Below are 25081 nucleotides of genomic sequence, written 5' to 3'. Positions count from 1 at the left end.
GTCTCAGACGTCGGTGACGTGGAAGTTCTTGAACGAACGGCTCGCGGTGGGGCCGCGCTGGCCCTGGTAGTGGGAGCCGTACTTTGCTGAGCCATAAGGGTTTTCGACCGGGCTGGAAAGCCGGAAGAAGCAGAGCTGGCCGATCTTCATGCCCGGCCACAGCTTGATCGGAAGGGTGGCCACGTTGCTCAGCTCGAGAGTCACGTGACCGGTGAACCCCGGGTCGACGAAACCGGCCGTCGCGTGGGTCAGCAACCCGAGCCGGCCAAGGCTGGACTTGCCCTCGACGCGGGCGGCCACGTCGTCGGGGAGGGTCACCGTCTCGTAGATGGAACCGAGGACGAACTCGCCCGGGTGCAGGATGAACGGCTCGCCGGCGTCGACCTCGACCAGGCGGGTGAGGTCGGGCTGGTCCTCGGCCGGGTCGATGAACGGGTACTTGTGGTTGTCGAACAACCGGAAGTAACGGTCCAGCCGCACGTCGACGCTCGACGGCTGGACCATGTCGGGGTCCCAGGGCTCGAGGATGACTCGTCCGTTGTCGATCTCGGCCTTGATGTCGCGGTCGCTGAGCAGCACGGAGAGAGACTAACGCGAGGGGTATGCCGGCGGCCGTCAGTCTCGCGCGCGCGTTCGGTTAGACTTCCTGCCGCACCGCCCGCGGGCGGTGTTCACGTCGCTCCCGAGGGACGTGTGCCGGTGTAGCTCAATGGTAGAGCGCCAGCTTCCCAAGCTGGACACGCGAGTTCGATTCTCGTCACCGGCTCCACAGAATCACCGCAGGTCAGCGCCTTTGGAGGTAGATCCCCAGGGAGCTCCGAGGCCTTCGAACCTCCTCGCGAGCAACTAGCGAGCAACAAGGGCACCGGTTCGGGGCTCATTGGGACGCCTCGCGCTGGTTCCGGACCAGTTCGTCCAGGCGGTCGGCGATGTGCCTCGACCGTGCGTCCGTCGCGTGCTGGTAGATCATCGCGGCACGGACAGTCGAGTGCCCCATCCGCTGCATGAGTTCTCGGGTCGAGGCTCCCGTTTGGGCAGCCAGGTGGTTCCCAGTGTGGCGAAGGTCGTGGAAGCGAAATCCCTCCGCGAGCCCTGCGGCTTTGACGGCGTCCTTCCAGCTGACGTTCGCCCTCCAGTTCCCCCGGCGAGGGACGCCACCGCGCTCCCCCGTGAAAACGGATGCATCGGGGTCGTCGTCCACACGCCTGAGGTGCAGCTCCAGTTCGTCGACCAACACAGCTGGCAGAGCGACCGTGCGCGTGCGGTTGTTCTTTGGCAGGGAGATCTCCAGGCTCCCTCCGCGCTCAACCATGCTCCGGCGCACGAAGATCAGACCGGCGACGAGGTCGATGTCGCGCCGACGCAAAGCCACGAGCTCTCCCCAACGCAAGCTGGCCAGCGCGGCAGTGAGCACGAAGGCCCGATAGGTCGGCCCAATGCTGTCAGCCAACAGAAAGACCTCAGGCACGGTCGCGACTGGACGCTCAGGCGGGTTCTCCTTGTCCGCACCCTTGATGCGGCAGGGATTCCTGGTGATCCTGCCGTCGTCCAATGCGGTGTTGAGGATTGCCCTCAACAAGCGGTAGCCCTTGGCGGCGGTGGATTCAGATCTCCCTAAGTCCCTCAGCCTCGCACGCCACGATCTCACTGCTTCGGGTGTGATCTGGTCGAGAGGCAGATGGCCCAGGAATGGTTCGATGTGTAGTCGGAAGATGCTGGCGTAGAGGTCCCTGGTGCGGGGGCTGAGCCGATGCTCTGCAATCCACTGCGTGCCGTAGTCGGTCAACTTTCGGCGGCCCAATGCAGGGTCGGCCCAACTGCCGCCGCGCATCTGGGTCTGTTGCAGCGCAAGCCAGGCATGGGCATCGCCCTTTGTGGCAAACGTGCTCCCGGCAAATCGGCGCAATCCGTCAGGACCGAGATAACTCGCCGAGTACTTGCCCGAGGGGCGTTTCCGGATGCTCCCGAACTCGCGTCGAAGACGGCGGCTCATGACGCCCAGCGTCCGGTCGGGCGCAGGACGACATCCACTGTTCCGCACTGAACGAACTCCTCGATTGCGGTCTCGGGGATTCGCACGAACCGACCAACCTTGACGAACCTGATTCGTCGCTCAGCGACCAGTCGCCGTGGGAATCGTGGGGACGTACCCAAGACCTCCGCGGCCTCCTCCAGGGTCAGCAGCTTCTCCATCACCACCACTCTCCGACATCGCGGCGGGTTGCCGAATTGTTTTCCACAGGCGGACCTGCCGCCCCAACCAGTTGCCTTGCCCTGTCGTACTCAGCTCGTCGACGGCGCCGTTCAACCACGCTGCGCATGACGACCCGCGCGTAGTCGTGAGCATTGACGGGAAGTTCGTCCCATACGTAGCGGGGACTACCGGTGTCATCGAGCACCTCCGTCGACATCCGTCGGGCATCCGGGGCTTCGATACCTGCCTCTTCGAGGACCGCGCGAACTACAGCAGCCCGGTCGGCCTTGTGCTCGGACAGCGTCTTGCCGGACCAGTGCCGTGAGACCTGGACTCGGCGCCCACCAACACCCAGATGTTCGCGGTCATGTGCCTTGCTCGGGCACTGGCCGGGTGTCAGACCGGGGCTGGCCAACCGGGGTTGGGTGCCGAACCGCAGCCAGTTGGAGCACTCCGGTGAGCAAGGAAGCCAGCGCACCTCTTCCCAGAGTCGATCGATGTGGCGTTCGTATGCCGCGACTGCGTCATGTGGGTCCGCGTAGGTTTCGGCCACCGCTTTGGTTAGGTACTTGGTGAGATACCGAACGGCCCTGTCGGCATCAGGCGTCCCGCTCACGATGCCCTTGACGTCCGTCTGTGCGCCGAACCGCATGACATGCGCCGGCCGACCGTCAGGATCGTCTGCCAGCTCTCCCACCGCCTTCTCCCATGTGGGGAGCGCGAAGCCGGTGTCTGGGTCCCGATAGTCGTCGCCGTCCCAGATGGGGACCCGCTCGATATAGATGGGTTGACTCATCTGTGGCCACCACAGCTGAAGGTAGGTCGCCCGGGTGACCGCCTTGAGAGTCGCACGAGGCACAGCGCCTCGGATCGCTACATGGAAGTGCGGTGCAAGTCGGCGTTGGGCCTCCACGGCTCCGAAGTACTGCACCCGGAAGCCGGCGCACCGACGGAGGTTCTGCATCCAGCGATCGAGCAGCCTCGGAAAATGTAGGGCGTCGAGGGCAGCCCGACGGTAGTTGTACGTCCCGGAATTTGCCGGCGCACCCAGTCCTGGGACCACCTTGCCGTATGACGGAAGGGTGAGGGTGACGAACATCGAGGGCCGGTAGATGCGACCGTTCGGCGCCGAGAATGTCTGACCTATGGTGCGCGGTTCTGTGGGGCGGGTGGGAAGGTCCACCACATCCGAACGACGCCTTGTTGACCTCACCAGGCGCGAAGGATCGTCCTTGATGGAGTCGTCGCTTGCCTGCCCCGCCCCGACCTCTGCCGCGGGCGCGGGGTCGAGATCCTCCGGTTCCGACTCGAGGTGCCATCCCTCGGCACACTGCGTCATCCGGAGCCAGCGTGCCTTCGTCGCGCACGAAGGGCAGACCGACTCCCGTGTTGAGCCGCAAGGGATGGGGACGATGGTCTCGTCCTTGGTGAGCCGGTCAGTGACCACGCGCATAACGGGCCGGACGCAGACGACCTCCTTGACCGCTAGTTCGCGGATCATGTCGTTGCTGATCCGGGGGGTCGTCATGCCGCGCCCCGGACCGATGACGGCAGCGAATGGGTCGCCATTTGAACCACCTCACCAAGCGGCGCACCAGCCGCGAGCAGCCCTTCCAATGCGAGCCGCTCAAGGGGGTTAAGCCCTCCCCAGATGCCGTACTCGTCACCGCACAGGAGGGCCCAAGCCAGACACTGAGCCTTCACAGGACAGCTCGAGCAGATCTCCTGCGCACTCTTCGCGGAGGGCGCATCCCAGCGAGCAAACCACGGGCGCGCGTCCCGGCCGACGCACAGTCCGCGTCGCTGCCAAGGGACGGAGGCGAGGCGTCGCGCCGAGAACTGGCCCGAGGCATTGATCCACGTGCGGGGGACACCGGGATCGCCGTATCTCATTACCCGGCTCATGCCGACTCCCCAACCGGCGTGATCACAGAACGCACGAGTCGCTCGATGGCTTCGTCGTCCAGATAGGACGCGCGGACCCGGCGCAACTCGCGGGTTCCCTCGACCCGTACAAAAGCAACCCCGGGGGTCAGCTCACTGATCTGATCAGAGCGGGCCCCTCTGTCGCGGGCTCCCTCACCCAGGACCATGTCAACCTGGATCGGATTGTCTAGCCGCATCGCCACACGGGTTGGGAACAGGTCGCGCCAGCCGACGACGTCCTTGCCTGGGTCCTGCACTGCGGCCACCACCGTGATGCCGCAAGCCCGACCTTGTGTGAGCAGCAGTCCTAGGGCCTGGTCAATACGCCGCACAACCGTCCGCTCGGCAAAGGCTGTGAGTGTGGCCAATTCATCTATCACCAGCACGATGTGAGGAGACTCCGGCGCCGGCTCGTGAACGCGGCGCGCTTCCGAGGCCAGCTGTCTGGCTCGCTCGTCCTTGAGTCGCACCAACTCCTCTAGCAACTCACACATCGAGTCAGTGGTGCCATCTTCGAAACGTGCGAATAGAGGTAGCCCGGGCCTCAGCTCCATTCCGCCCTTCGGGTCCACAACCCACATGGCCACGCGCCCTGACTCGATGGCCGGCGCCATGGCTCTGAACAGTGACCACAGGATCGAGCCCTTCCCCGATCCGGTCGCGCCGGCAATGAGCAGATGCGTCCCCGACAACCTCATCGACCAGGCCGTGCCGTCCTCGTGCCGTCCCACGGGGAGGCGACCAAGGTCGACAGATCCGGAATTGGGAATCGGCGCGACTACACCGGCAAGGCTGTCCCTTCGATGGAGCTCGAGCCACACTCGGCCAGGGCCTGCGGGAGCTACGCGAGCGTCCGCACACCTAAAGGCGTGGGCAAGGCCGTCACACGCGCTGGCGACGTCATCCGGGGTCAGTCCTGCCGGGAGCCGGAGTAGAAGTCGCTCGATGCCCGACGACGTGACGCGAACCCTGCGGAGCTTTGGCACCTCCCCGTCGCCGCGGCCGACTCGAGGCTCGTAGGCGATCAAGCGATGCCGTCGGGCAAGGCGGGGCCAGATCAGCCGATACAGCGGCCCACGCCAACCAGTCGCCAGTGCTGGCCGCACCCAGCGCGTGAACGAGGCGGCCGCGAGGACTCGCCAGAGGGTGAGAGCAAGGACCATGCACGCTACGAGCAGAAGGGCATGCCAGGGACCCCGCCAGATGAATAGGGCGATCGGCGCACCAATCCCGATGAACACGAGTGGATTCCTGATCGCGAAGACGCAAAGGGACCAAACCACCCAGACGGCCAACCAGGCAGCCCTGACCACTGCTTCCAGTGTCACGGCGAGCGGGTCGTCGGATCCGAACATCGGCTGGGTCGTGTCGCGCACACCCATCACCCGCCCTCCTTGGCCAGGTCCGCCACGGTTCCGCCCAGGATCACGGAAACCCTCGCGAGGTGGCGTTCCGCCTGCCGCAGTGACTCGTCGAGGTCCCGGTCTGGAGCGGAATGGAGCCGATCACGAATCCGCATCTGCGCGGCATACAACTCCTCCTGGGCACGCCACAGCCCACGAAGCTCGGCGTGCAGCTCGCTGCTGCCAACTCCGAGCGATTCGCACCAACCCATTCGCTCTGAAGGACGCACGCTCAACCCACCTCCGCACGCGCCGTGATCAGAGCCGCCATGAGCAGTTCCGTAGCCGCGGCAAGGCCGATTCCGGCGAATCGCACGGCGTGACTCGCGGTGTCGTCGGGGATGTCCACGATCTGCTCCTCGATCCCGATGACGTTCGCGTGGGCAGTCTCGAGTTCTCGAACGATCCGCGAGAGGCAGCTCGTGAGGTCGTCGGGACCGACATCCAGCGCGTCTGCCCACTCCTTGACCGTCCCCTGCCACATCAGCGATCCCGCCTCACTTCGACCAAGGCCTCGTTGAGACGATCACCGGCGACGCTCAGGGCGCGGCTGGCCGAGCTGATCGATGTGAGCATCTCCTCGTCGGGCGCCTCAGAGAGTCCTGTCCGAAGCCGCGTGATCTCGGCATGAAGGTCCTCGATGGTCCGCACGCGTGCAGCGATTGCCCACGGCAGTTCCCTCGCACCCACACCGAGGGCTTCGCTCCACGCCGCAACATCACCAGGGCGCATTGCCCACCACCAAGGTCGTCCCGATCCCATACCTGCGCTCTGCCTCGGCCGGTGCGTCGATCGCGAGCTGGACGTGATGGATGGCTGCGCTCAGGCTCTGGAGCACGCAGATGGCTGAGTCGACCCGAGCGGCCTCACGCTCCCAACCATCACGCTCCAGATCCCAGGTGAAGTGGTTCAGGGCGTGGAGGATGTCGCCAAGCGCGGCTTTGCGTTCGTCGGCCTTGAGAACCGTCATGTCACGCCGCCTTGGTGGGGACACTCGGGGATGCGGACTGCTTGCCCGGTGCCGCCATCCCCCTGGCCTTGAAGGACCACGCAGCTTGGGCGCCGCATCGGTGCGACTTGTTCGACTCCGGGGGCTTGCACCGGGACGAATCGATCCACGGTGTCGCCACGAGATCCTCGAACACCACTCGGGCGAACGTCTCGGCGCCGTCCGGTGCCGGCGGAACGGGCTGCACCTTTGCCAGCAGCTTGATGGTCACGGTGCGGTTCTTCTTCGTCGCTTCAGGGTCGGCGTCCAGGACATCGATCTGCCACAGGAGCAGACCTGTGTCTGGGTCGACCTGCTGGACCTTGTTGTCCCGCGTTGACCTCTCGAAGTCGAAGACAGGAGTGACCTCGGAGACGATGAACGCCCCGCTGGGGAACACGTCGTCGTGCGAGAGCTTGAGCTTTCGAGCAATAGCCATTGCTGTGCCTTTCGTTGTGGGCCCGTGTTGGCCCACGTCCATGCCATCGCTGTCCACAGGCACGGGGTAACCGCGCTGCGGGACACCTCAGGACGTCGTACCGTGGAGGAAACGTCCCAAAAGGGAAGGTTGGGCGATGGAGACCAACGAGCGACTTCGAGCGGCCATCACAGAGGCAGCGCTGACCAGCGAAGGCCTCGGCGAAGCGCTGGGCGTGGATCCCAAGACCATCGATCGATGGATCTCGACGGGCAGAACGCCCCACCGTCGTCATCGTCAGGCTGCAGGGGTGGCACTGGGCAAGGACGAGCACTATCTCTGGCCGGCGGCCCTCTCAGATGCCCGAGCCGAAGCAGCCAGCGCCGCGGAGGTCGTCGCGGTGCACCCCAATCGCGGAAGTGTGCCACCAGGCACCTGGCAGGGGCTCCTCCGCGAGGCCCGCGAGAGCATCGACATGTTGGCCTTCGCTGCCACCTTCCTGCACGACACCATTCCCGACTTCGACGAGCTCATTGCCCAGCGAGCCAAGGCGGGAACGAGGATTCGCCTACTGTTCGGCGACCCCGACTCGGACGCCGTGGCGCTGCGTGGCGAGGAGGAGGGAATCGCAGACTCTCTTGCAGCCCGGTGCCGCATGACCTGGAGGTACCTCAAGCCACTGCTCGGGCACCCCGGGATCGAGGCGCGAGCACACGACCGCACGCTCTACAGCTCGATCTTCCGATTCGACGACCAGCTGTTCGCGAACCACCATGCCTACGGCGCACCGGCGAACCACTCGCCCGTCATGCACCTTCACCGCATCGCTGGCGGCCGCATGTTCGACCACCAGATCACAGCCTTCGAGAAGGTGTGGGACGGCGCTCGCATCGCTGACAAAGCGTGGGTCGCCTAGTCTCGAAGGGTGGCTCGCATCGACTACATCGACGACCCGAACGCCCCCAAGGCGAACAATGTTGTGCCCTCCGTGGTTGCGATTGTCCGCGACGATCACGGCCGAATCCTGATGATCCACAAGACTGACAACGACAAGTGGGCCCTTCCCGGTGGAGGTCATGAGATCGGCGAGTCGATTTCAGAGACGGTCGTGCGGGAGGTCAAGGAAGAAACCGGCTACGACGTCGAGGTCGTCGGACTCAGCGGCACCTATACGAACCCACGGCATCTGATGGCGTATGACGACGGCGAGGTCCGTCAGCAGTTCTCGATCGCCTTTCGTGCCAAGCTGATTGGGGGGTCAGCGCAGACCAGCAGCGAGAGTCGGCAAGTGCGTTGGGTTTCGCCCCAGGAACTGGCCGACCTCGATATCCACCCGTCGATGAGACTCCGCATCGAGCACGCCCTAAGCGACCGCGAAGCCCCATTCGTGGGGTGACCCGGTGGCGGCAGCTGCGCGTCCCGCGCACTCCATGAGATAGCCCTGCGACCGTGAGACGGCGCGGTGTACCGGGTCATCCTGCTCGTACCTCGTAAGGATCTCGTCGATCCGCTTCCTTGGATGCACCTGGAGGCCCAGTGGCGATACCGATAGGTCGGCCAAGATAAGGGCATCAAGCTCCGCTGGATCCGGACGAGGCAACTCCTTCAACTCGTTCGAGAGACCGCGCTCCTCAGCCTCAAACTCGGCTCCCGTGTGGTACGCCACCAGGCTGATGACATCCGAGGGCCAGCCCTCCGCGGCGAGGTAGCGAGCTCCGTCCAAGGCGTGAAAACCCGTACGGACGACGGTTCCGCCATAGCCCACATCGTGCAACCAGGCGGCGTCCAGTACCGCGTCACTGAGTCCGGGTGTCAGAGCGACGATTCGCTCGGCGATCGCGACAACGCCCTGGACATGGGTCCACCGCGGTTCAGTACGTTCGAGGATGGAGCGTGCCCAGGTCGCCGCACTCGCCGCATTCGTCATTGGTCCAGAGTACAAAGTCGGCGCTTGTCCGATCCCCGTGGAACGCGTGGCCGGGCGCTCGGAGAAGGGCGCAGGACCTGTACGGGTCTCATGACGGAGGGGGTGCACACAGGGCGAGTCTTCGAGGACCGGCGCCCAAGCTTGCCTCGCTCGACATGAGCACCACGACCCTTCGATGGCGGTTTAGCACCACCGATCTAGGTGGCTCAATTTGGTGTGCGGCCAGCCGGTGGGTGCAACGGCCACCAGGCTGTTCACGCCTTCCCGTCTGCCGATGGGACCACGGCGCTCAAGTACGCCTTTTGCGTGATTCGATGCTGCGTCTGGCTCCATAACCTTTGTTTACCTGCAAGTGCCGTGTTTGGTTCATGGCTTGAATCGCTGAGTGTTCATTTCTTCCGGACTAATACCTATCAGTTTGACCACCGAAGTTGCCGCCTTGCGGCGAGCAAGGGCCCGGCCGCTTAGTGGTCCACCCGGCTCGCCGGTGGTGACGACTCCATCCGAGCCCGGCGTCCAGGGCCGTGGCCGAGATCTGAGGTGCCGAATGGACCAGACGGAAGCGCTAGTGACACTGTTCGCCGCTGGCGTTGGCGCAGCAGCCGGTCTAGGCACGACCGCTTGGAGCTTCCGACGAGCTGCACGAGAGGCTCGACATGAGCGTCTCAGCGCGGAGAAGAACTCCCTGCGGGCCTTGGATATGGAAATCGCAGTGGTTGCGCAGCTAATCCACGAAGAGTCGCCCTCGTCGCTGCCCACCAACCTGCTCACGGCCGTGCTGGGGAGCGTCCATCACATGGCGCCGGAAGAGCAAAGTGCCCTGATCGACTACTCCCAAGCGGTATTGAGGTACAACAGTCGGGTGGTGCGTCTAATCGCCTACGGCGCCGGCAAACGAGCGGCAGGCAAGGAGCCGGGGCCCGAGGCTCCGACGAAGCACGCGGAAATTGTCAAGAAGACCATCCCGGCCGCTCGGGCGGCGCTGCAAGCGAACCTTGTCTCAGACAGGTTTGCCAGCCGGCCTGGTTGGAGGGGGACCCTCAGACAGGGACGCTCGTGATCTGCACGGCCTCCTTGGCCCGTCCGCTGCTCGGGACTCGCGACCCTGCCACTGTTACGTCCTGTGCCGGGATTGGCCACCGCAGGCGGGTTATCGTCGAACGCTGGAGGGATGAAGGCGACGAGCGGGTGGACCGCGTGGTCGTCGATCTCGGTGTGGTGCCTGTCATATCGCATCGTTGCCCGAGGCGCAGCGTCTCGAGCCAAATCGTGGACCTCGCGGATTGAGGCCCCGGACTCGAGCGTCTTCGTGATGCAGTTGTGCGGCAGCAGGTGCGGCCTAAGGTGCGCGGTTTGGGCGCCATGTGGTCCCGTCCCAGAACGCCTCATCGCCGTTATACGTAATGATGTAGCTGCCGCTCGGCCACGCCGTAGTTGGTTCAGGGACGATGTTCGAGGTTCGTAAGGCTTCAAGGCTTTCTGGCATACCGGTCGAGGGTTCGAACTTCCCGGCGTCCCCGGCCCTAGCAACCACCCGGGTCGATTCGGAAGGCTGGGTCGTCGCGCTGGACGTCGAGGCTTGACTGCGCTCCAGGGCGCCGTCCGCCGAAGTTTGCGCCGTACGGGATCCGAAGTAGAACCCAATTATGGTCGCGAAAACGCTCAGGATGCTGGCGATCAGCGTTTTTCTGAGGTCGGCCGCATCCTGAGCCGTCGAAGCCAGCACGGCCGTCAGTGACAGGAAGATGGTCACAAGGATTGACAGCACGATCAGGCTGCGAGTCAGGCCCGCGACACCGCTCGCTGGTCTGCCGATGAACATCAGCACCTGACGTCCCTGTGCTTCGTTCAGAGGCTGCGGAAACATTCTTTGAATGATGGTCAGCTGCGTGTTTTTGGTCTTGTTGGCGTAGCGAAGGTCGTACACGGTTGCGGCCACGAGAAGGCCGGCGAAGATCAGCACTGTGAGTGCGACGAACCACATCTCAGGCCCGGAGAAATCAAAGAAGCCCCCACTCGTGGACGGCGTACCCACGGTTGGCTGGTTCGTGGGGACTGAGGGGGGCGATCCCGTTGGCGACGGAGTCGGCGTGACGGAGGTTTCCGCCATGACGCGATCCGCCAGCCGCGAGAGCCGGCCCGCCGATTCGATCTGAACCGCTTGTGCAGTCGCAACAACCCCGGACATGGCTACCCCCAGCTAGCACTTCCCTCGTACACGAGCGCGTTCAACGTTCCTACGTCACTTGTGAGCCGCACAATAGTCACTTGTGACTAGAGGCGGGCATCAGGCAAGACTTGACTCGTTCCACGACGATCGTCGTCCGCCACCTCCTCGATGATCGTCAGAAGCCTTCTATAGCCCCAAAGGGCTATTTACACGCCCGGTTGCTTCTCGCAAGATGAATCCCGGTGGGATTCCTGTCTTTCGGGGGTGACCGAGATGCCCAACGTAACTGTTGACCTCTTCAAGTTCGTGACCGTCCGAGCGACGGAGGCGATAAAGCCCGACGATGCCGGCATCATTCGGGACGCGCGGTTGGGTGCACCGGCCGGAGTCGGTCAAGTACCGGACGTCGCGAGCGACGCCGTTAACTACGAGCGCAGCGCGGCGGCGAGCAAGATTCAGTCTCTGGTGGGCGAGGCGGTTCCTGCGGCCACCACCGCGCCGCAGGTCATCGACGCAAACCAGAAGATCGCCCAACGATTGGCTGCGGACCCGACCCTCACAACCGAGGTTGGCATCCCTCACGTTGACGCGATTATCCCGGTGCTCGAGCATGCCACCGTCGGCGCCTCTGCCGAGCAACTCACGGCGGCCCTGAGTGAAGCTTGGCCATGGAAGGGCGGGGAAGGGCCGACTTGGCGCGCCTACGTCGCCCGCCCACCCGATCCCGCAGGCGAGGGCGAGTATCTGAGTCTTGAGGCAGACCTGGGTGCGATCTTTGACAAACTCTATGTGGCCCTCGTTGCCAAGCGACTACTTCCCCTGAACTTGGAACACCTCATTCGAGGGCTCCGAGTCCTCACCCTGATGCGATTTCTCGCGTCTGACGGTGAGAAGAGCCCGTCTGAGGTGGCCGCCGTCCTATCAGCCAACCCGGCAATACACCGAGTCATCACGGCCCTGGTCGCCTACTACCGCCCCTTCAACCCAATCACTCCGATCGGGATCGGTGACTTGCTTGTTGTAAAGCAATTCCTGTGCCGGTACGAGCCGGGAGAAGTCGCTCACATTGAGAACGTTCTTGATGGAGAGTCAAAGGTGCGGAGGCTTCGGCGCATCGACCAGACCGACGAACTGGTTTCGGTGATCGAGGACACCACAAGTGTCGAAGAACGCGAGATCTCAACATCGCAGCGCTTCGAGTTGAAGAGCGAGTCCGAGTCAACCATCCAGAGTGACTTGTCGGCTCAACTGTCTGGACAGGTAAGCGGTCGATATGGGGTTGTAGAGTATTCAGCCAACGCGGGTGTCAGCTATTCGACGTCTAGCAGCGACTCTCGGAGAGGCGCCAACAACTTTGCCAAGGATGTGGTTGATCGTTCGTTGTCTCGCATCCAGACTAGCGTCCGAGAAGAGCGGACAACACGTCGTCTAACTCGAACCGACGAACTCGACCGCCACGAACTCACTAACGATTCTGGCTCGAACCTGGCCGGAATCTACCGTTGGGTCGACAAGGTGTACCGGGCTCAAGTTTACAACTACGGCAAACGCCTGATGTTCGAGTTCGTGATTCCGGAACCTGCAGCGTTCGCCCTCTCGGTCTTCGAACACGAGCGTCAACAGCAACGGCGACCCGATATCCCGCAGATACCGCCGCGACCGAACCTCGACATTGCCACCATAAGTGCCGCGACAGTTAGCGCCTATGGTGCGATCTACAACCTGAGTGGGCTCGACCCCGAGCCGCCAGCAAGCGACACCATCGCTGTGGCTGTACCCCTCACGGGCCTTGAGAACCAGCAGGCGTCAGCGCACGAGCGCCAGTTCCGAATTCCGGATGGCTACGCCGCGGTGACTGCCACCATCGAAGGCGACTGGGACGGTCACTCAAAGAACGAGCATGGCATTCGCGTTTCGATTGGGGGCCAAACGGCTCGCGCGACCGACGACGGCAAGATCCACATGGCCTTTCCGCCCCAGACGCTGACCTTTGATCCTCCCCTTGTGGGTGACATCACCGCCGTCGTGTTTGCATTCCGTATCAAGGCTGCGGGCCTCAGCATCGCGTTGACCATCAACCGCACCGACGAGCACTATCGAAAGTGGCAGCTGTCTGTATACGAGGCGATCATGGACGCCTACACCGAGGCGCACCGCGAATACTTGGACGCCCTCGGCGACTACGAATCGAAACTCCAAGGGTACGAGATCGCCCAAGGCGTCATCATCAAGGGTCGTAATCCGCGGGTTAACCAGGACGTGATCAGGACAGAACTGCGAAAGAGCTGCTTGAGCATGATCGCGCTCCAGTTCGACGCTGATAAGACTGACGACATCGTTTTTGACAGCATGCAGACCCGAGACGAGAGCCTCCCGGTCGAGGCTCGCGTGACCACCGAAACCGAGACCGTTACTACGACAACTCCCGCCCCCGGCACGACGGTTACGGTGACGACGACCTCGACCAAGGAGGACATCTCCGTCGTCGACACACCGGTTAAGATGCCAGCGATCAACGTCGCCGAAGCCGTCGCCGATGGCCGGACAGTGCAGTTCCTTGAGCAAGCCTTCGAGTGGCAACAGATCAGTTACGTCCTCTACCCCTACTTCTGGGGCAAGCTGCCGGGCAAGTGGTACGACGCGCAGAAGTACTACGACGAAGTCGACCCCCTGTTCGCTCGGTTCCTCCAAGCCGGGGCCGCTCGTGTCTTGGTACCGGTCCGGCCGGGCTTCGAGGGCGCGGTCCAGCACTACCTCTTCACTCGCGAGCCTTGGAACGGCGGCCCGGTGCCTGACATCGATGATCCGTTGTATCTGGCTATCCATGCCGAGCTGCGTGACCAGCAGGATGACCTTAACCACGCGAGTACCTACGGCGACTCTTGGACAGTTGTGGTGCCGACCCCGCTGGTCTGGCTGCAAAGCGAGGGGACACTGCCCACCTTCGACTGCGGTGACGACTCCGGTGAGGAGACGGACGACAAGGACAAGGACGACAAGGACAAGGACGACAAGGACGACAAGGACAAGGACAAGGACAAGGACAAGGACAGCGATCACGGCGGCGGGGACGACGAAAGAGGCGCGAAGGGGCATGCCACCGGCGGCGAACACGGACATGACGACGGCAGCAGTGGCGCTCATGGCTCCGACCGACCTGACAATCCGTCCTAACAGACACCCGGGCAGTTGTTCCGATGCCGATCGTCGCCTGGACGGTTAACTCTCCAGAGGTCGAGCAAACCCCTGTGCCCGAGTTTGTGATCGACTCGCTTCCTGGGGTGCACGAGTCCCTCCAAACCCCCTCACTGATTCAGGAGATCGCCCTCCAGCTGCCGAGTGACGACGATCATCCGGAAGCATTTCCGCAAGTAATGCTGACCTTCAATATGGAAATCCCAGAACTGGCAACAAATGTCGCCGAAAACGCTGACCTCGCCTTCATCATCTCCGGCACCAACGGACTGGTCGAGTTCAATAGGGCGCTCCACGGGACAGGGGTAGCCCTAGCAGGGACGACGGTGGAGGCGCTCGCGCCCGTCTGGACTCGAGGGGACCTGTATTACATCGATGACGTCAGGACCCCGAACCGCGGTCGCTTGATTCGGGAGTACTCCGCATACCTTTCCGCCCTGCCTCGCCGGCAGGCGCTCGCGGCAACGGCCCTGCGCGACATTGCCGTATCGGCTGCTCGTGCCAGACTCGCCGCCAGCAAACTACAGGTCGTTACCGAGGCCAGTCGGTACCTGTCCACATCCAGCGATCCTGCAGCAGTGCCTGCGATTCTCCTAGGAACGGCGCCGAATCGACTTACCGGTCCCGAGGTGCTCGGCTTGGTCCAGGACCTGATTGCGATCGCGCATGCGCGACTTCAGCTTGCTGGGGCCCAAGACGGACAGCGACGAAATGTCCAGCAGTGGGATCAGACGAAGTTGGCCATGCTTTCCGATGACCGGTCACGATCGGGGGTGTTCCGGCCTTATCTCACGGATCAGCAAGCTCGCCAGTTGGGGCAGGACCTGGCCGCGCTGCCGGACTCAGCCGAAGTACTCGCTGCGAAGCAACGCACTGCAGACCAACGCCTAGCCCTCACAAACCTGGTGATCAGCCTCGCCTCGAAGCGGCCACTGATCTTTCGCCTATGGAACACCGACGCTCCATTCATAGCTCTTCACCTGATCAGGGACTCCCGGACGAGCAACACGGTCGCCGACCGAACGATCTTGGCCGACTCCGGTCCGCTGCGTGATCTTGTTCTGAACCCGCTGCGCACCGCCTATCGGGCAGCGACTGACCTCGACAGAGAGTTCACTTCTAACCCTGAGATCGCATGGAAATTCGAACCCCTAATCGACGCCGCCCTCACTAGCGTTCACGCTGACGAGAGCGACTTCGCTTCGCGTGTTGTCCACGACCGAATACGCGAAGCTAAGCCGGCCACCGAACTCGCCGTCGTCTCCGAATGGCTCGGGTACGCGCAAATGACTGCGGTGGTGACCGGAGCCGAGCCAACCGCGGTCGCCTTCATGGTGGCCCAGATCGCCGTGGACCTAACTGGCGTAATCGCGAAGGCCTTTGCTGTTGCCCAACAGCAGCAGGGTGAGGCCGCGTTCCTGAATCCCTCCGACCGCCTTGGGGTCCCACCTTCCTACTCGGGACCCGTGATGGACGCCTTCGATATCGCCCTCGGCGTGCTCAACCCGTCCCCGGTCCCCATAGACACCAGGCTCTTGGGCCTGCGTTCCCAGTAATGGCAGCATCCCCAGCATCGCGCGCACTCGCTGAGGAGATTTCGCTCCTCAGTCGAAAGTCTCTGGCACGTATTGTCCGCCTCGCACCTAAGACGGCGAACGCCTACCTGCGGCTCCTCCAAGCGGCCGGGCATGACCCAGAAATCGTCGTCGCCGTGGAGCGGTACCTCCTCGCAGCGCGCCGGGCAGAGCGTCACGCCGACGATGCAACCATGCAGCTCTTCAAGGCCGCAGATGACATCCTCCGTGAAAGGTTGGCAGGACTGAAAGCCCGCGAGGCCGAATGGCTCAGCCGTGAACTCGCCCATCGACGACTCTCGATCCTTGGTGAGACCGTCGCATCGACGACCAAGGCTGCCCGAGCTCCTCGACGCGTGCCAGTCCCAACCAGTGGCGACCTGGGCGCGGCCATGCTGCAACGAAGATTCCTAGATCGACTTCGCACGATCGCAGCCCTCGGTCAGGCTCAGTGGACTGACGCACAGATTCTTGTCTTGAGTGGTCGCCGCAAACTGCTTCACACGCTCGGCGGTCAGTGGGCCGACGGCTGGGAACCAACGTTTAGATATCTGCGCGACCATGCTGCCAAGATCGCCGACCGAGTTCAGAACCTCCGGACTGCCCAAAGTGAACTCGAGGCTGCTCGAAAGGGTGGTTCAGTCACAGCCATCCGAGCTGCCGAGCGAGAGGTGCGTAGGGCAAGAGACTCTGCCAATGGGTTCTTGAGCAAGATAAAGGGTCTTCTGGGCGAGGCGTATGTGCCGCGCTGGGAGGCATGGAACGTACAGATGGACGGCTACTTGGAGCTCGCTGGGCGGGAAGCGAAGGCTCTGGGCCCGAAGTGGGAGGTCCGCAGGATCGTGGGTGAACTGCGCATCGATGGCGCCGAAGCATGGGATGAGGCCATCTTGCTGGTGAACAGGGAGGCGGGGCAGGCAAAGTTGTTCCTGGCGGCGCAATACAAGGTTGAGAAGCACATCTCGGCCCTCAAGCAGGTGGAGAACGACGTGCTCCGAGAGACCGCCGTGGCGTCCGGCCGGCTCCCTAGGCTTACATTCGCCGAGCCAGGCGCGCCACCATCGACCCTCGCCCTCACGCCGATGGTGGCGGGAAAGGTCGCCCATCGATTTGTCTTCAACGCGGCAGGGGGCCGTGTCAGTGCGGCTGCCATTGACAGGCTCCGCGCGGCGGGCGTCGAAGTCAACCAGTTGAACCTCGACGTGACACTTGAGGAACTGAATCAGATTGCAATGACCCTCATGGATGCTGTCGCCGACACGGTGAACTGACTATGCGCTTATGGATCGTCCTCCGTGAGAAGGCGGAGGACACGCGCGAGATGTGGCAGGGCGGCAGTTGGGCCGATGAGCCAGGTACGCCCTCCGTGGCGGAGGATTGCATCCCTCGTCGCCGAAGCCAGCCCTTCCCGGCGCCCTTGACCCGACGTCCAGCGCTGGAGGGAGGTCGCTCCGCCTACTCAACCCACACGCGGGCAGCGGGCTCCCACCTCAGCGTGGGGTGTGGCTCGGCGGGGTAGTCGCGGGCCCAGCGATACCAGTCGCGTTCGGCCATAACAGTGATGGCCGACTCGCCGTTGTCAGTCATCCGGACTGGACTTACTGCCCGAAGGTCCGTGTCGACGGCGCCGCCGACCAGAACAACTCGAGAACCAACTGGATCGGGGTGTCCCTCAGCCGGTTGAAGGGTCCGGAGCTCGGGGGAGTTTGGGTCCCTGTTGAGGTTGTCGATCCAGGACTCGCTGCCGGACTCCGTGTTGGGCGGTGGCGCTGAGATGTACTGCTCCACCCATAGGCGAGAGAGCCCTACGGCGAAGCGGTTGGTGCTCCCGGTGTCGCCGTAGTAGTCGCGCTCGTCCTGGATCCAAATAGCAGGTTCCTCGAGTCCGGCAAAGTCATGGATGACCTCCGAGACGACGCGCAGACTGTCCTTCCAGCCGTGCGCGAGCCAGTCACCCTGCGTGGAGTGGCTGGTCATCAGGAAGCGTGCCCGCTTGCCCAGCAGGGGTTCGTGGAGCTCGCGCGCCCGGCGTATGAGAAGCGTTGGTACGTCCCCGGCGTTAGCGACGGCTGAGCCCGCGGAGAGGATTGCAGAGAATTCCGAGTCGAGAGGGTCGTCGTCACTCATGATGACCTCCCGCCTCCGCCGTTGGACCGGACCCCGTGTTCGGACGGGCCACCAACGCGAGTTGGGAAGCGAAGTAGGGGTCCTTCAGGACGTCGTGCACGACCTCGACGGTCTTGCCGGTTCGAGGCGCATGCACCATGCCTCCTTGACCGTCGTAGATCCCGACGTGGTGATAGCTGCTCGGCGGGTCCGCGGGCGAGCGGAAGAAGAGCAGGTCGCCCGCGCGAAGCTTGGATCCTGGGGGGACATGCGGGAGGGCTGCCGCCTGGGCGTCGGTGACTCGGGGCAGGGTCATCCCGGTGGCTCGGTGGTAGGCGTACTGGACGAGGGACGAGCAGTCGAAGCCAACCGTTGCGCTGCCGGGGCCGAAGCCGGTGCCTGCCCCTCCGATCCCACCGCCACCCCAGCTGTAGGGCTTGCCGAGCTCCTGCAGCGCCGAGGCGACGGCGTTCGAGCCGGGCGTGCCATCTCCCACGTAGTCGGCATCGGTGTAGCAGCTCGCGGACAGCACTCTGGGACTGGCCACGATCTGTTGGGCGAGTGGTTCCCAACGCGCGTAGGCGTCCGGGAACGCGCTGGCCTGGACCGCCTGGGCGGCGCGGGTGAGCGGCATCGACTCGAAGTCCTTGACCTGGACGAGCCCCTTCTGGCCGCCCCTACCGCCCTCGTAGAACATCCGCGCGGCCTTCGCCGGGTCGAGCCGGTCCGCCGCGGGCGCCCAGCCGGAACGCTGCTGGAAAAGCCCGACGCTGTCGAGGTGGCCCGTGGGCAGATTCGTGAGGCTCGACTCCTGAAGGGCGGTAGCCACGGCCACAACCCACCCGTATGCCGGGACACCCAGCTGCCGCCCGACCGCCACGATGGTCTGGGCGTTGGCCAGCTGTTCCTGGGTCAGTCCCGCCTCTGGGGCTGCCGAGCCGCTCGCCAGGGTGGTGCAGCTGCCCGCCCCGGTCGCAGGGTTGGAATCGTTGCCACCAGAGGAGATCAGGAGGGTCAGCAGGCCGACGGACACCGCGCCTACCACGACGACGGGCAGCAGCACCAGACCGATGCGGAGGAGGCGGCGGAGCACGACCTTGCGCGCGACCTGCAGTCCTGCGGCGACGATCGGGGCGGGCATGTCAGCCTGCGGAGCCGGTCGTGGTCGGGCCGAGGGCCGGCGTGGGCGCGCCGGGTGGGGCGTCGTCGGGAGCGAGGGAGTTGGCCTTCCACGCCCCTGACTGCTGGACCAGCTCCACCGCGACCCGTCCGCCGTCGGTGGGGACGCTGACCGTCGCGGTGCTGGAGTTGATCGCGCGGAGCGCCGCGTCGCCGGTAACCCTGGTTGCCGGCACCTGGGCGGGGTCGGTGCCCGTCATCGAGGAGACCAGGTCTGCGGTGGCCCAGGGCTTCATCCCGGCCAGCCACTGTGATTCACCCTCGGCCGGCTTTGCCCATGCCGTCACGAGACCGGTGGCCACCTCCACCGGGGACCCCTTGCTGGCCGGGGTCGCTGAGGGTGCGGTCGTCGTCGGCGCGGGGGTGGTCACCGAACCCGAAGGTGGAGACGTCGCGGGCAGACTGGCTGCAGGGATGGTGGGCGCCGACGCAGGGCCGACGGCGCTCGAGGACGACGCGGAGTTCGCGCTCAGGGCGTCGGTCAGGCGACCCACCCCGGCGAGCATTGCGAGGGTGGCGATCGCGGTGATGGCGAGGTTGCGCCACGACCACAGGGGCCATCGCGCGGCTCGACTCAGCGAGGTCCCGGTCATTCCTCGGGCCGCCGCTGGACGCTGAGCACGGTGCGCTTGATGTCGGGGTCGTAGACCCGGGGGCCGACACCGTCCGGGCGGATCTCGGTCTGGGAGTCGTGGGCCAGGTTTGGTAGCTCCCGGGCATCCGGAGGCACGTTGTCAACCAGCACCCCGGTAAGCAACGGCCCGCGCGTTGGGGCGAGCGATGGTGCGTCGTCCGCCTGCGCGTCACGGACGCTCGAGGCGAGGGCGTATGCCGGGTCGTCCCGGCCGTCGGTCCCCTCACCTTCCGCTGCCGCCGCTTCTCGGGCCAAGGCCGAGCTGCGTGTCCACTCGTCCCGTGGAGACTCGACGGCGCTGAGCTGCAGGTGTTGTGGGTAGGGCAGGGCGCGCTCTGTCTCGCCGACTGCGGGGAACTGAGCAGGCCGCCCGAAGGCCTCCGCAGGAAGATGAGAGACGCGGTACCGGAAGGCCGGCCCCCGATCAGGGTCGGGGAGTGCGGACCGGGTCTCGTCCGGGGAACGCTGGGTGAGATCCTCGTTCGCATCTCGGATTCCGTGCTCGGTGGCGAACCGTCGGGATAGGTAGTTCCACCCCTCCCGGCCGCCGCGCTTGAGCCACCTCGGACCGCCGGACTGACCGAGGATGCTGGAGAAGGTGAGCAGCGGAAACAGGACCACGAACGCCGCCACCGTGGTGACGATGCAGAGGACCAGGCCGAGAATACCCATGCCTGTGTTGGTGGCGCGGGCCAGGACGGCAGAGATGACTGTGGTGTGCACCGCCGACCCGGCGGAGAAGGCGACCACGTTCACGACGGCGGCGCCGCCCATGGAGAACACCCGTCGCACGACGGATGCCATGGGGGCCATCACACCGACGACCGCGACTGCGGGGAACAGCATGACGAGCAGCCGGAGCATGACGAGACCGGCGAAGAGGAAGATGTCGGCGACCAGCCGGAACAACAGGCTGAAGGTGGACCCGAGGGCCACCATCAGGCCCGTTCCAGCGCGGCCGCCGGACTTGCCCTGCAGGTAGCTGTAGGCGACCGGGTCGTCCTGCTGGATCTGGGCTGCGGTCTTCTTCCAGTTCTCGGCCTTGGTCTCGGCGATCCGTTTGCCGGCGTCAGGGTCTTGTTCGGCCTGCTGGGCTTCGGCCCAGGTGAAGGCGCTGGCCTTGAACAGGGCCGGGCCCCACTTCTTGGCCGCTGCCGAGTCGGTCGAGCCGAGCTGGCCGCGTAGCCAGTTGTCGTACAGGACGCGGTCGACGACGAGTGCGCCCTGGGCGCGTGCCGGGTCCGAGGACGACGGCAGGTTGGTCAGGCCGCTGACTCCGGCGTTGATCGAGGCAACGCTGGAAGAGACGGCGTGGTCGAAGAAGGTGGCAACGCGGGTGGGATACTGCCCGATGCCGGCGACGACGGCCAGGACGAGGAGGGCCCAGGCGGCCGCGGAGGCGACCGAGGAGAGTCGCCCGTTCATCGAGTAGAACAGCAGCATCGCGCCAACTCCGACGAGGGCGGTCGCACCCCAGGGGCTCCAGATCGAGTCGTGCAGGCGCTGGGTGACCCCGGCGACGACGTCGTCGAGGGGTGCCATGTACTGCTCGGGGTGGGCGACCTTGTTGTGCAACCCGTTCGAGGCCGCGGTGCCCCAGGTGGCCGACGACATCAGGAAGTTGCCGGTGGCCGTGTCGATGCTGGCCTCGACATCGCGCATGCCGCCACCACAGCCGAGGTCGTAGGTGTGCCAGCCGAGTCCCGCGTAGCCGTACTGCTCGTACACGCTGGTAGACGGGTTCGCCACGAACGGGTCGAGCGGTTGCGGTGGGGTGGCCGGGCCGGGGTCGAGAAAGCCAGTGATGCCGCTGCCCGGCAGCTGCGCGGTGGGGGCGTCCTTGCAGTCCGGGACGCCCGGGATCATCGGGGAGGCGTCGGCAGTGCCGGCCAGAGCCACGAGCGCACCGGCGACGATCGCGCCGATGGCGAGTACCCGGCATACCGCGACGCGCAGCGTGTCGGTCATGTCAGGCGCTCTCGCGGTCGTGGCCCTCGGGCAACGCCTGCCGAGACGTCGCACCGGACTCGATCTCCTCGCGGACGACCCGGTTGAGCGCCTTCGCCGGTTCAGCGGTGGTGTTGAGCGCGTCGAGCAGCTGTGGGTGCGCGGACAGGTCCATCCGCATCCGCTCGATTCCGCCGGTTCCGTCGCTGAAGATGAACTCGCGCGAGCCACGGCGGCCCTCACGGGTGGGGCGCGACAGGGTGCCGAAGATCGACTCGTAGCCCATGCCTTCGCGGATGCCGGGCAGGAACCGCAGGGCGTCTCGCTGCGCGTCCTCGCCTGTGAGGCGGCCGATGAATGCCGCGGACACCAGGTTCGCGAGGTCGAGCTTGAGCAGGTCCGACGGGTTCTGCGAGGCCATCAACACACGGGTGTTGTGCTTGCGGGAGTCGCGGGCGGCGCGGTCGATGAACCGGCGACCGGTGCTGAATGTGGACAGCGCCCACGCCTCGTCGATGAAGATTCCCTTGCGGGCGTTGATGTCTCCGAAGTACATCCCGCGCTGCGTGAGCCACGCCGCGAGGTAGAGAACACACATGGACAGCCGCTCGTCGAGGTCCTCGCTGTTTGCGGTGGACTCGTCGGGCAGGGCAAGTCCGCGCAGGCTGTAGACCGTCAGCAGTGGGTCGGTGCGGTTGTAGTCCTGCAGGTAGCCGGGCGGGAAGATCAGCCGGCCGTGGCTGGTCTTGCCCGCCTCGGTGAGGAAGTCCGCCATGTAGCCCGCATGCCGCTGCAGATCGGGGTCCCCGGCCAGGACACGCAGTTCCTTGACGACATCGCTGGGGGAGGCGGTCTGCTTCGCGCTGACAGCGCCAACGGCGCGCATCAGTGCGACCTCGGTGAGGACATGCTCCTGCAGCTGCCGAGGCAGCATCGCCCGCAGGACACTCGAGGTCAGCAGGCGACGCGTCTCCTTGGCCTGGTCCTGCGCTGTCCGCCAGTCCAGGTCGGTCTCGTAATGCTCGCGCCGCGGTTCGGCGATGACGCGGTAGGTCGACAAGGCACCAGCCGGGGCGTCGAGGAGGTCGATGGCCTGGGAGACGTCGGCCAGCTCCGGCAGCCGACAGAGCGCGGTCAGCCGGCCCGAGGGATCCAGCACCGTCCACGGCACACCTTGCAGGACGGTGCGGTAGATGATGTTGCCGCCCGCGGTGGACTTGCCGCCGCCGAGGCCGGCGCACAGCACGGCCAGGCCGGACTCCTCACGTCGTTCGGTGGTCTCCCACGGCTCCCAGGTGACGACCCGGGCGCTGGTGCCCGACGTCTCGCCGAGGTGGATCCCAACGCGGTCGCCGACCTTCGCCGTCGCGGCGGGGACGGCGGCCGCGAGAGTGGTCACCGGCATACGGCGCTTGTATGCCGTGGACGCCAGCTTCTCGCCCGGGATGAACTCCCTCGCTACGGCGTACTGGTCGGCGGGCCGGGCAATCGTGATCTGCGGGGTGTAGAGCTTGCGCAGCAGGCTCGCCCGCTCCAGGGCCTCCTCCTCGGAGGCGCCGGACACGGCGAGGCGGTACCAGCCGGTGGTGCGGGTCGACAGCCCGGACAGGCCCATCGAGATCTCGTCCTCGACGCCGAGGGCCTTGTCGGCCTGGCGGTCGAGGGCTCCCGGGGCGGGTTCGTGGTGCTCGAGCTCGTAGTGGTCCTTCTGGGCGCGGATCTTCTGGATGTTGCGGCGCATCGCCTGGCCGACCTTGGCCGAGTCGTCGACGGTGACGCGGGCGGACCACTCGACGGGGAAGCCGAGCTGGTCGGTGCGCTGCATCCAGGGGATGCCGGCGGGGATCTCGAGGTCGGTCATCCTGCCGACGGACAGGATGCAGACGTGGCGCTCGACGCGCTGGTCCTCGTTCTCGCCGATGACGCGAATAGTGCGGGCGTATGGTTCGGCGAACCACTGGACGTGGTCGGTGAACTCGTGGAGGTCGTCTTCCTCCCAGCGGCCGTCGTCGACAGCGCCCAGGGTCATTGGTGCGGGAAGTCCGAGCGAGCAGGACCGGTGGAGAAGCCATTCAAGCTGCCGCGGGGTGACCGGTGCGCCGTCCATGCCGGGCGAGGCCATGATCTCGTCGGTCGCCCGGATGTGCTTGGACAGGGCCGCGACTTCACGGTCGGAGAAGGTTCCAGCCAAGCCTCCGAGGGCCTTGTGCAGGCCCTTGCGTGCCGGGATCTCCACCCCGACGTAGACCTCCTTGTCGGCCATGCTCCGGCCGGACAGGTGGTGTTGGTCGGTCATCAGGTAGTCGCGCCAGGCCGGGAGTGGAGCCGGGGCGTTCTGGTCGTGGGCCGAGGCCCACCGGCTCACCGGGTAGGGACGGGTCGTGACTCGGATGTGCAGGCTGCGCTTGACCAGCTGGGCGAACACGTCGGCGCCGTCGATGATCAGCTGCTCGCGCACGCTGTCGGGCCGGAACGACCAACCCTGGGCGTCGAGGAGGTACCAGGCGTAGATCTTGTCGGCCGTGACGGTGCAGTGGCCGCTGATCCGCCGCAGGGACAGTCCCGCCTTGGCGCTCATGCCGCCGCCTCCTGTGCCTTGTCGTCTCTGATCGCGCGTCGTGCGGCCTTGCGTTGAGCCCGGCTCAGGCGTGTGGGGACAGCACGAACCCGAGCCGGGCGGATGACACCCACGGTCGGCTTCGTGCGCTGTCGTGGCGCGCCGACCTCGTGGGCAAAACCAGCGAGAGCCGAGGCCAGCGGGCGGTCGGCGTCGACGACGTTAAGGATCAGGCGGGTCAGGCCGACGGTGGCCAGCAGGCTGTAGGCAAGGCTGAAGAAGCCCAGGCCGATGCCCAGCCGTCGCTCGATGACCTGGAGCACGACGAACACGAGCGCGCCCACGGCATACGCGACGTACCGCGCCCGGAAGGGCAGGGTCTTGTTCGGTGGGCCGAGCCAGACGGCGTTGACGTTGTAGATCTCGTCGTCGACAGGAAGTCGCATCGGATCAGCCCGTGATCAGCCCGGCCATCCACGCGCCGAGATTGTCCGCTTGGCCTGAGCTTGCGATACCGAGCACCGCGAGAGCCACGATCACGCCGGCCACGACCTTCATGGCCTTGGCGTTGTCGCCCCTCTGAGCCAGGACGAAAAGCATCACGGCGATGAGCAGAAGCAACAGCGGGACGACGTTGTCCTTGATCCATGCTTGCAGGCCGCCAGTGCTGGCGGCCGCGACCACGGAAGTGTTGAAGGTGTGCATGATTGGTCCCCAATCGGTCGCGCGAGCGGGTGCCCGCGCCACCATTGAGGCCCCAGTCGAGGCCGAAATCCACCCTAGGTCCCGATTGTGGACAGCTTCTTACTATTCGTTTACCTTGTGTTCGGCGAGGCGACTGGCCGCAAATTGGCCTGCCATCT

Annotated in this window: 24 protein-coding genes and 1 tRNA gene; 6 read left to right on the top strand and 19 right to left on the bottom strand. The window is 65.1% G+C overall.

Translation table 11 applies throughout. The features are described from left to right. Positions 1–3: 3 nt before the first annotated feature. Positions 4–579, bottom strand: a complete 576-nt coding sequence (gene dcd / locus AC1DS4_RS14405; RefSeq protein ID WP_477633533.1) for a dCTP deaminase — start codon at positions 577–579, stop codon at positions 4–6. A gap of 116 nt (positions 580–695) precedes the next feature. On the opposite strand from dcd, the gene AC1DS4_RS14400 reads away from it, so the two are divergent. Next, positions 696–769 (top strand) — tRNA-Gly (locus AC1DS4_RS14400). Positions 770–877: 108 nt separating this feature from the next. Here AC1DS4_RS14400 and AC1DS4_RS14395 read toward each other — a convergent pair. From AC1DS4_RS14395 to AC1DS4_RS14355, 9 genes are all read right to left on the bottom strand, one after another. Then, the gene (locus AC1DS4_RS14395) at positions 878–1993 is read right to left on the bottom strand and encodes a tyrosine-type recombinase/integrase (protein ID WP_477633532.1); all 1116 of its coding nucleotides are present in this window, start codon (positions 1991–1993) and stop codon (positions 878–880) included. Then, entirely contained in the window at positions 1990–2193 is a 204-nt protein-coding gene (locus AC1DS4_RS14390; protein ID WP_477633531.1) for an excisionase family DNA-binding protein, read from the bottom strand. The genes AC1DS4_RS14395 and AC1DS4_RS14390 overlap by 4 nt, the downstream gene beginning before the upstream one ends. Then, positions 2193–3722 (bottom strand): replication initiator, encoded by a 1530-nt coding sequence (locus tag AC1DS4_RS14385; RefSeq protein WP_477633530.1) that lies wholly within the window; start codon positions 3720–3722, stop codon positions 2193–2195. The genes AC1DS4_RS14390 and AC1DS4_RS14385 overlap by 1 nt, the downstream gene beginning before the upstream one ends. Continuing rightward, positions 3719–4087 carry a WhiB family transcriptional regulator gene (locus AC1DS4_RS14380; RefSeq protein WP_477633558.1) on the bottom strand — a complete coding sequence of 123 codons (369 nt, stop codon included), beginning with the start codon at positions 4085–4087 and terminating at the stop codon, positions 3719–3721. Before AC1DS4_RS14380 ends, AC1DS4_RS14385 begins: the two co-directional genes overlap by 4 nt. Positions 4088–4095: 8 nt before the next feature. Then, entirely contained in the window at positions 4096–4941 is an 846-nt protein-coding gene (locus AC1DS4_RS14375; protein ID WP_477646058.1) for an FtsK/SpoIIIE domain-containing protein, read from the bottom strand. Positions 4942–5501: 560 nt separating this feature from the next. After that, positions 5502–5735 (bottom strand): hypothetical protein, encoded by a 234-nt coding sequence (locus AC1DS4_RS14370; protein WP_477633529.1) that lies wholly within the window; start codon positions 5733–5735, stop codon positions 5502–5504. A gap of 20 nt (positions 5736–5755) precedes the next feature. Next, on the bottom strand, positions 5756–6007 hold the full coding sequence (locus tag AC1DS4_RS14365) for a hypothetical protein (protein WP_477633528.1): 252 nt from the start codon (positions 6005–6007) through the stop codon (positions 5756–5758). A gap of 234 nt (positions 6008–6241) precedes the next feature. Next, complete coding sequence (locus AC1DS4_RS14360; protein WP_477633526.1) at positions 6242–6493, bottom strand: hypothetical protein; 252 nt, start codon at positions 6491–6493, stop codon at positions 6242–6244. Between the two features lies 1 nt (position 6494). Then, positions 6495–6950 (bottom strand): plasmid replication, integration and excision activator, encoded by a 456-nt coding sequence (locus AC1DS4_RS14355; RefSeq protein ID WP_477633525.1) that lies wholly within the window; start codon positions 6948–6950, stop codon positions 6495–6497. Between the two features lie 136 nt (positions 6951–7086). Here AC1DS4_RS14355 and AC1DS4_RS14350 point away from each other — a divergent pair, with 136 nt between their 5' ends. Both AC1DS4_RS14350 and AC1DS4_RS14345 read left to right on the top strand, forming a co-directional pair. Then, the gene (locus tag AC1DS4_RS14350; protein ID WP_477633524.1) at positions 7087–7845 is read left to right on the top strand and encodes a helix-turn-helix domain-containing protein; all 759 of its coding nucleotides are present in this window, start codon (positions 7087–7089) and stop codon (positions 7843–7845) included. A gap of 9 nt (positions 7846–7854) precedes the next feature. Continuing rightward, the gene (locus AC1DS4_RS14345) at positions 7855–8325 is read left to right on the top strand and encodes an NUDIX hydrolase (protein WP_477633523.1); all 471 of its coding nucleotides are present in this window, start codon (positions 7855–7857) and stop codon (positions 8323–8325) included. Here AC1DS4_RS14345 and AC1DS4_RS14340 read toward each other — a convergent pair. Together AC1DS4_RS14340 and AC1DS4_RS14335 are read right to left on the bottom strand one after the other, a co-directional pair. After that, positions 8293–8856 (bottom strand): HD domain-containing protein, encoded by a 564-nt coding sequence (locus AC1DS4_RS14340; RefSeq protein WP_477633522.1) that lies wholly within the window; start codon positions 8854–8856, stop codon positions 8293–8295. The genes AC1DS4_RS14345 and AC1DS4_RS14340 overlap by 33 nt on opposite strands. Positions 8857–10195: 1339 nt before the next feature. Continuing rightward, entirely contained in the window at positions 10196–10891 is a 696-nt protein-coding gene (locus tag AC1DS4_RS14335) for a hypothetical protein (protein WP_477633521.1), read from the bottom strand. A 399-nt stretch (positions 10892–11290) separates the two neighbouring features. On the opposite strand from AC1DS4_RS14335, the gene AC1DS4_RS14330 reads away from it, so the two are divergent. Genes AC1DS4_RS14330 through AC1DS4_RS14320 form a run of 3 tightly spaced genes read left to right on the top strand, consistent with a single transcriptional unit; the run spans position 11291 to position 17066 of the window. Continuing rightward, positions 11291–14200 (top strand): hypothetical protein, encoded by a 2910-nt coding sequence (locus AC1DS4_RS14330; RefSeq protein WP_477633520.1) that lies wholly within the window; start codon positions 11291–11293, stop codon positions 14198–14200. Positions 14201–14223: 23 nt separating this feature from the next. Then, a complete protein-coding gene (locus AC1DS4_RS14325) occupies positions 14224–15777 on the top strand; it encodes a hypothetical protein (RefSeq protein ID WP_477633519.1) in 1554 nt (517 codons plus the stop codon). Further along, positions 15777–17066: a hypothetical protein gene (locus tag AC1DS4_RS14320; protein WP_477633518.1), complete on the top strand. Its 1290-nt coding sequence runs from the start codon at positions 15777–15779 to the stop codon at positions 17064–17066. Before AC1DS4_RS14325 ends, AC1DS4_RS14320 begins: the two co-directional genes overlap by 1 nt. Before the next feature lie 184 nt (positions 17067–17250). On the opposite strand, the gene AC1DS4_RS14315 is transcribed toward AC1DS4_RS14320, so the two are convergent. Genes AC1DS4_RS14315 through AC1DS4_RS14285 form a run of 7 tightly spaced genes read right to left on the bottom strand, consistent with a single transcriptional unit; the run spans position 17251 to position 24923 of the window. Next, the gene (locus tag AC1DS4_RS14315) at positions 17251–17922 is read right to left on the bottom strand and encodes a hypothetical protein (RefSeq protein ID WP_477633517.1); all 672 of its coding nucleotides are present in this window, start codon (positions 17920–17922) and stop codon (positions 17251–17253) included. Further along, the gene (locus AC1DS4_RS14310) at positions 17915–19042 is read right to left on the bottom strand and encodes a C40 family peptidase (RefSeq protein WP_477633516.1); all 1128 of its coding nucleotides are present in this window, start codon (positions 19040–19042) and stop codon (positions 17915–17917) included. The genes AC1DS4_RS14315 and AC1DS4_RS14310 overlap by 8 nt, the downstream gene beginning before the upstream one ends. 1 nt (position 19043) lies before the next feature. Then, positions 19044–19673: a hypothetical protein gene (locus AC1DS4_RS14305; RefSeq protein ID WP_477633515.1), complete on the bottom strand. Its 630-nt coding sequence runs from the start codon at positions 19671–19673 to the stop codon at positions 19044–19046. After that, positions 19670–21682 carry an ACT domain-containing protein gene (locus tag AC1DS4_RS14300; RefSeq protein WP_477633514.1) on the bottom strand — a complete coding sequence of 671 codons (2013 nt, stop codon included), beginning with the start codon at positions 21680–21682 and terminating at the stop codon, positions 19670–19672. The genes AC1DS4_RS14305 and AC1DS4_RS14300 overlap by 4 nt, the downstream gene beginning before the upstream one ends. Before the next feature lies 1 nt (position 21683). After that, positions 21684–24239, bottom strand: a complete 2556-nt coding sequence (locus AC1DS4_RS14295) for an ATP-binding protein (protein WP_477633513.1) — start codon at positions 24237–24239, stop codon at positions 21684–21686. Beyond that, positions 24236–24664, bottom strand: a complete 429-nt coding sequence (locus AC1DS4_RS14290; protein WP_477633512.1) for a hypothetical protein — start codon at positions 24662–24664, stop codon at positions 24236–24238. Before AC1DS4_RS14290 ends, AC1DS4_RS14295 begins: the two co-directional genes overlap by 4 nt. A gap of 4 nt (positions 24665–24668) precedes the next feature. Next, on the bottom strand, positions 24669–24923 hold the full coding sequence (locus AC1DS4_RS14285; RefSeq protein ID WP_477633511.1) for a hypothetical protein: 255 nt from the start codon (positions 24921–24923) through the stop codon (positions 24669–24671). Between the last annotated feature and the right edge of the window lie 158 nt (positions 24924–25081).

Source organism: Pedococcus sp. P3_C7 (assembly GCF_056402615.1).
The sequence above is the reverse complement of the archived record's forward strand: the minus strand, read 5'-3'. Positions and strand labels throughout refer to the sequence as shown.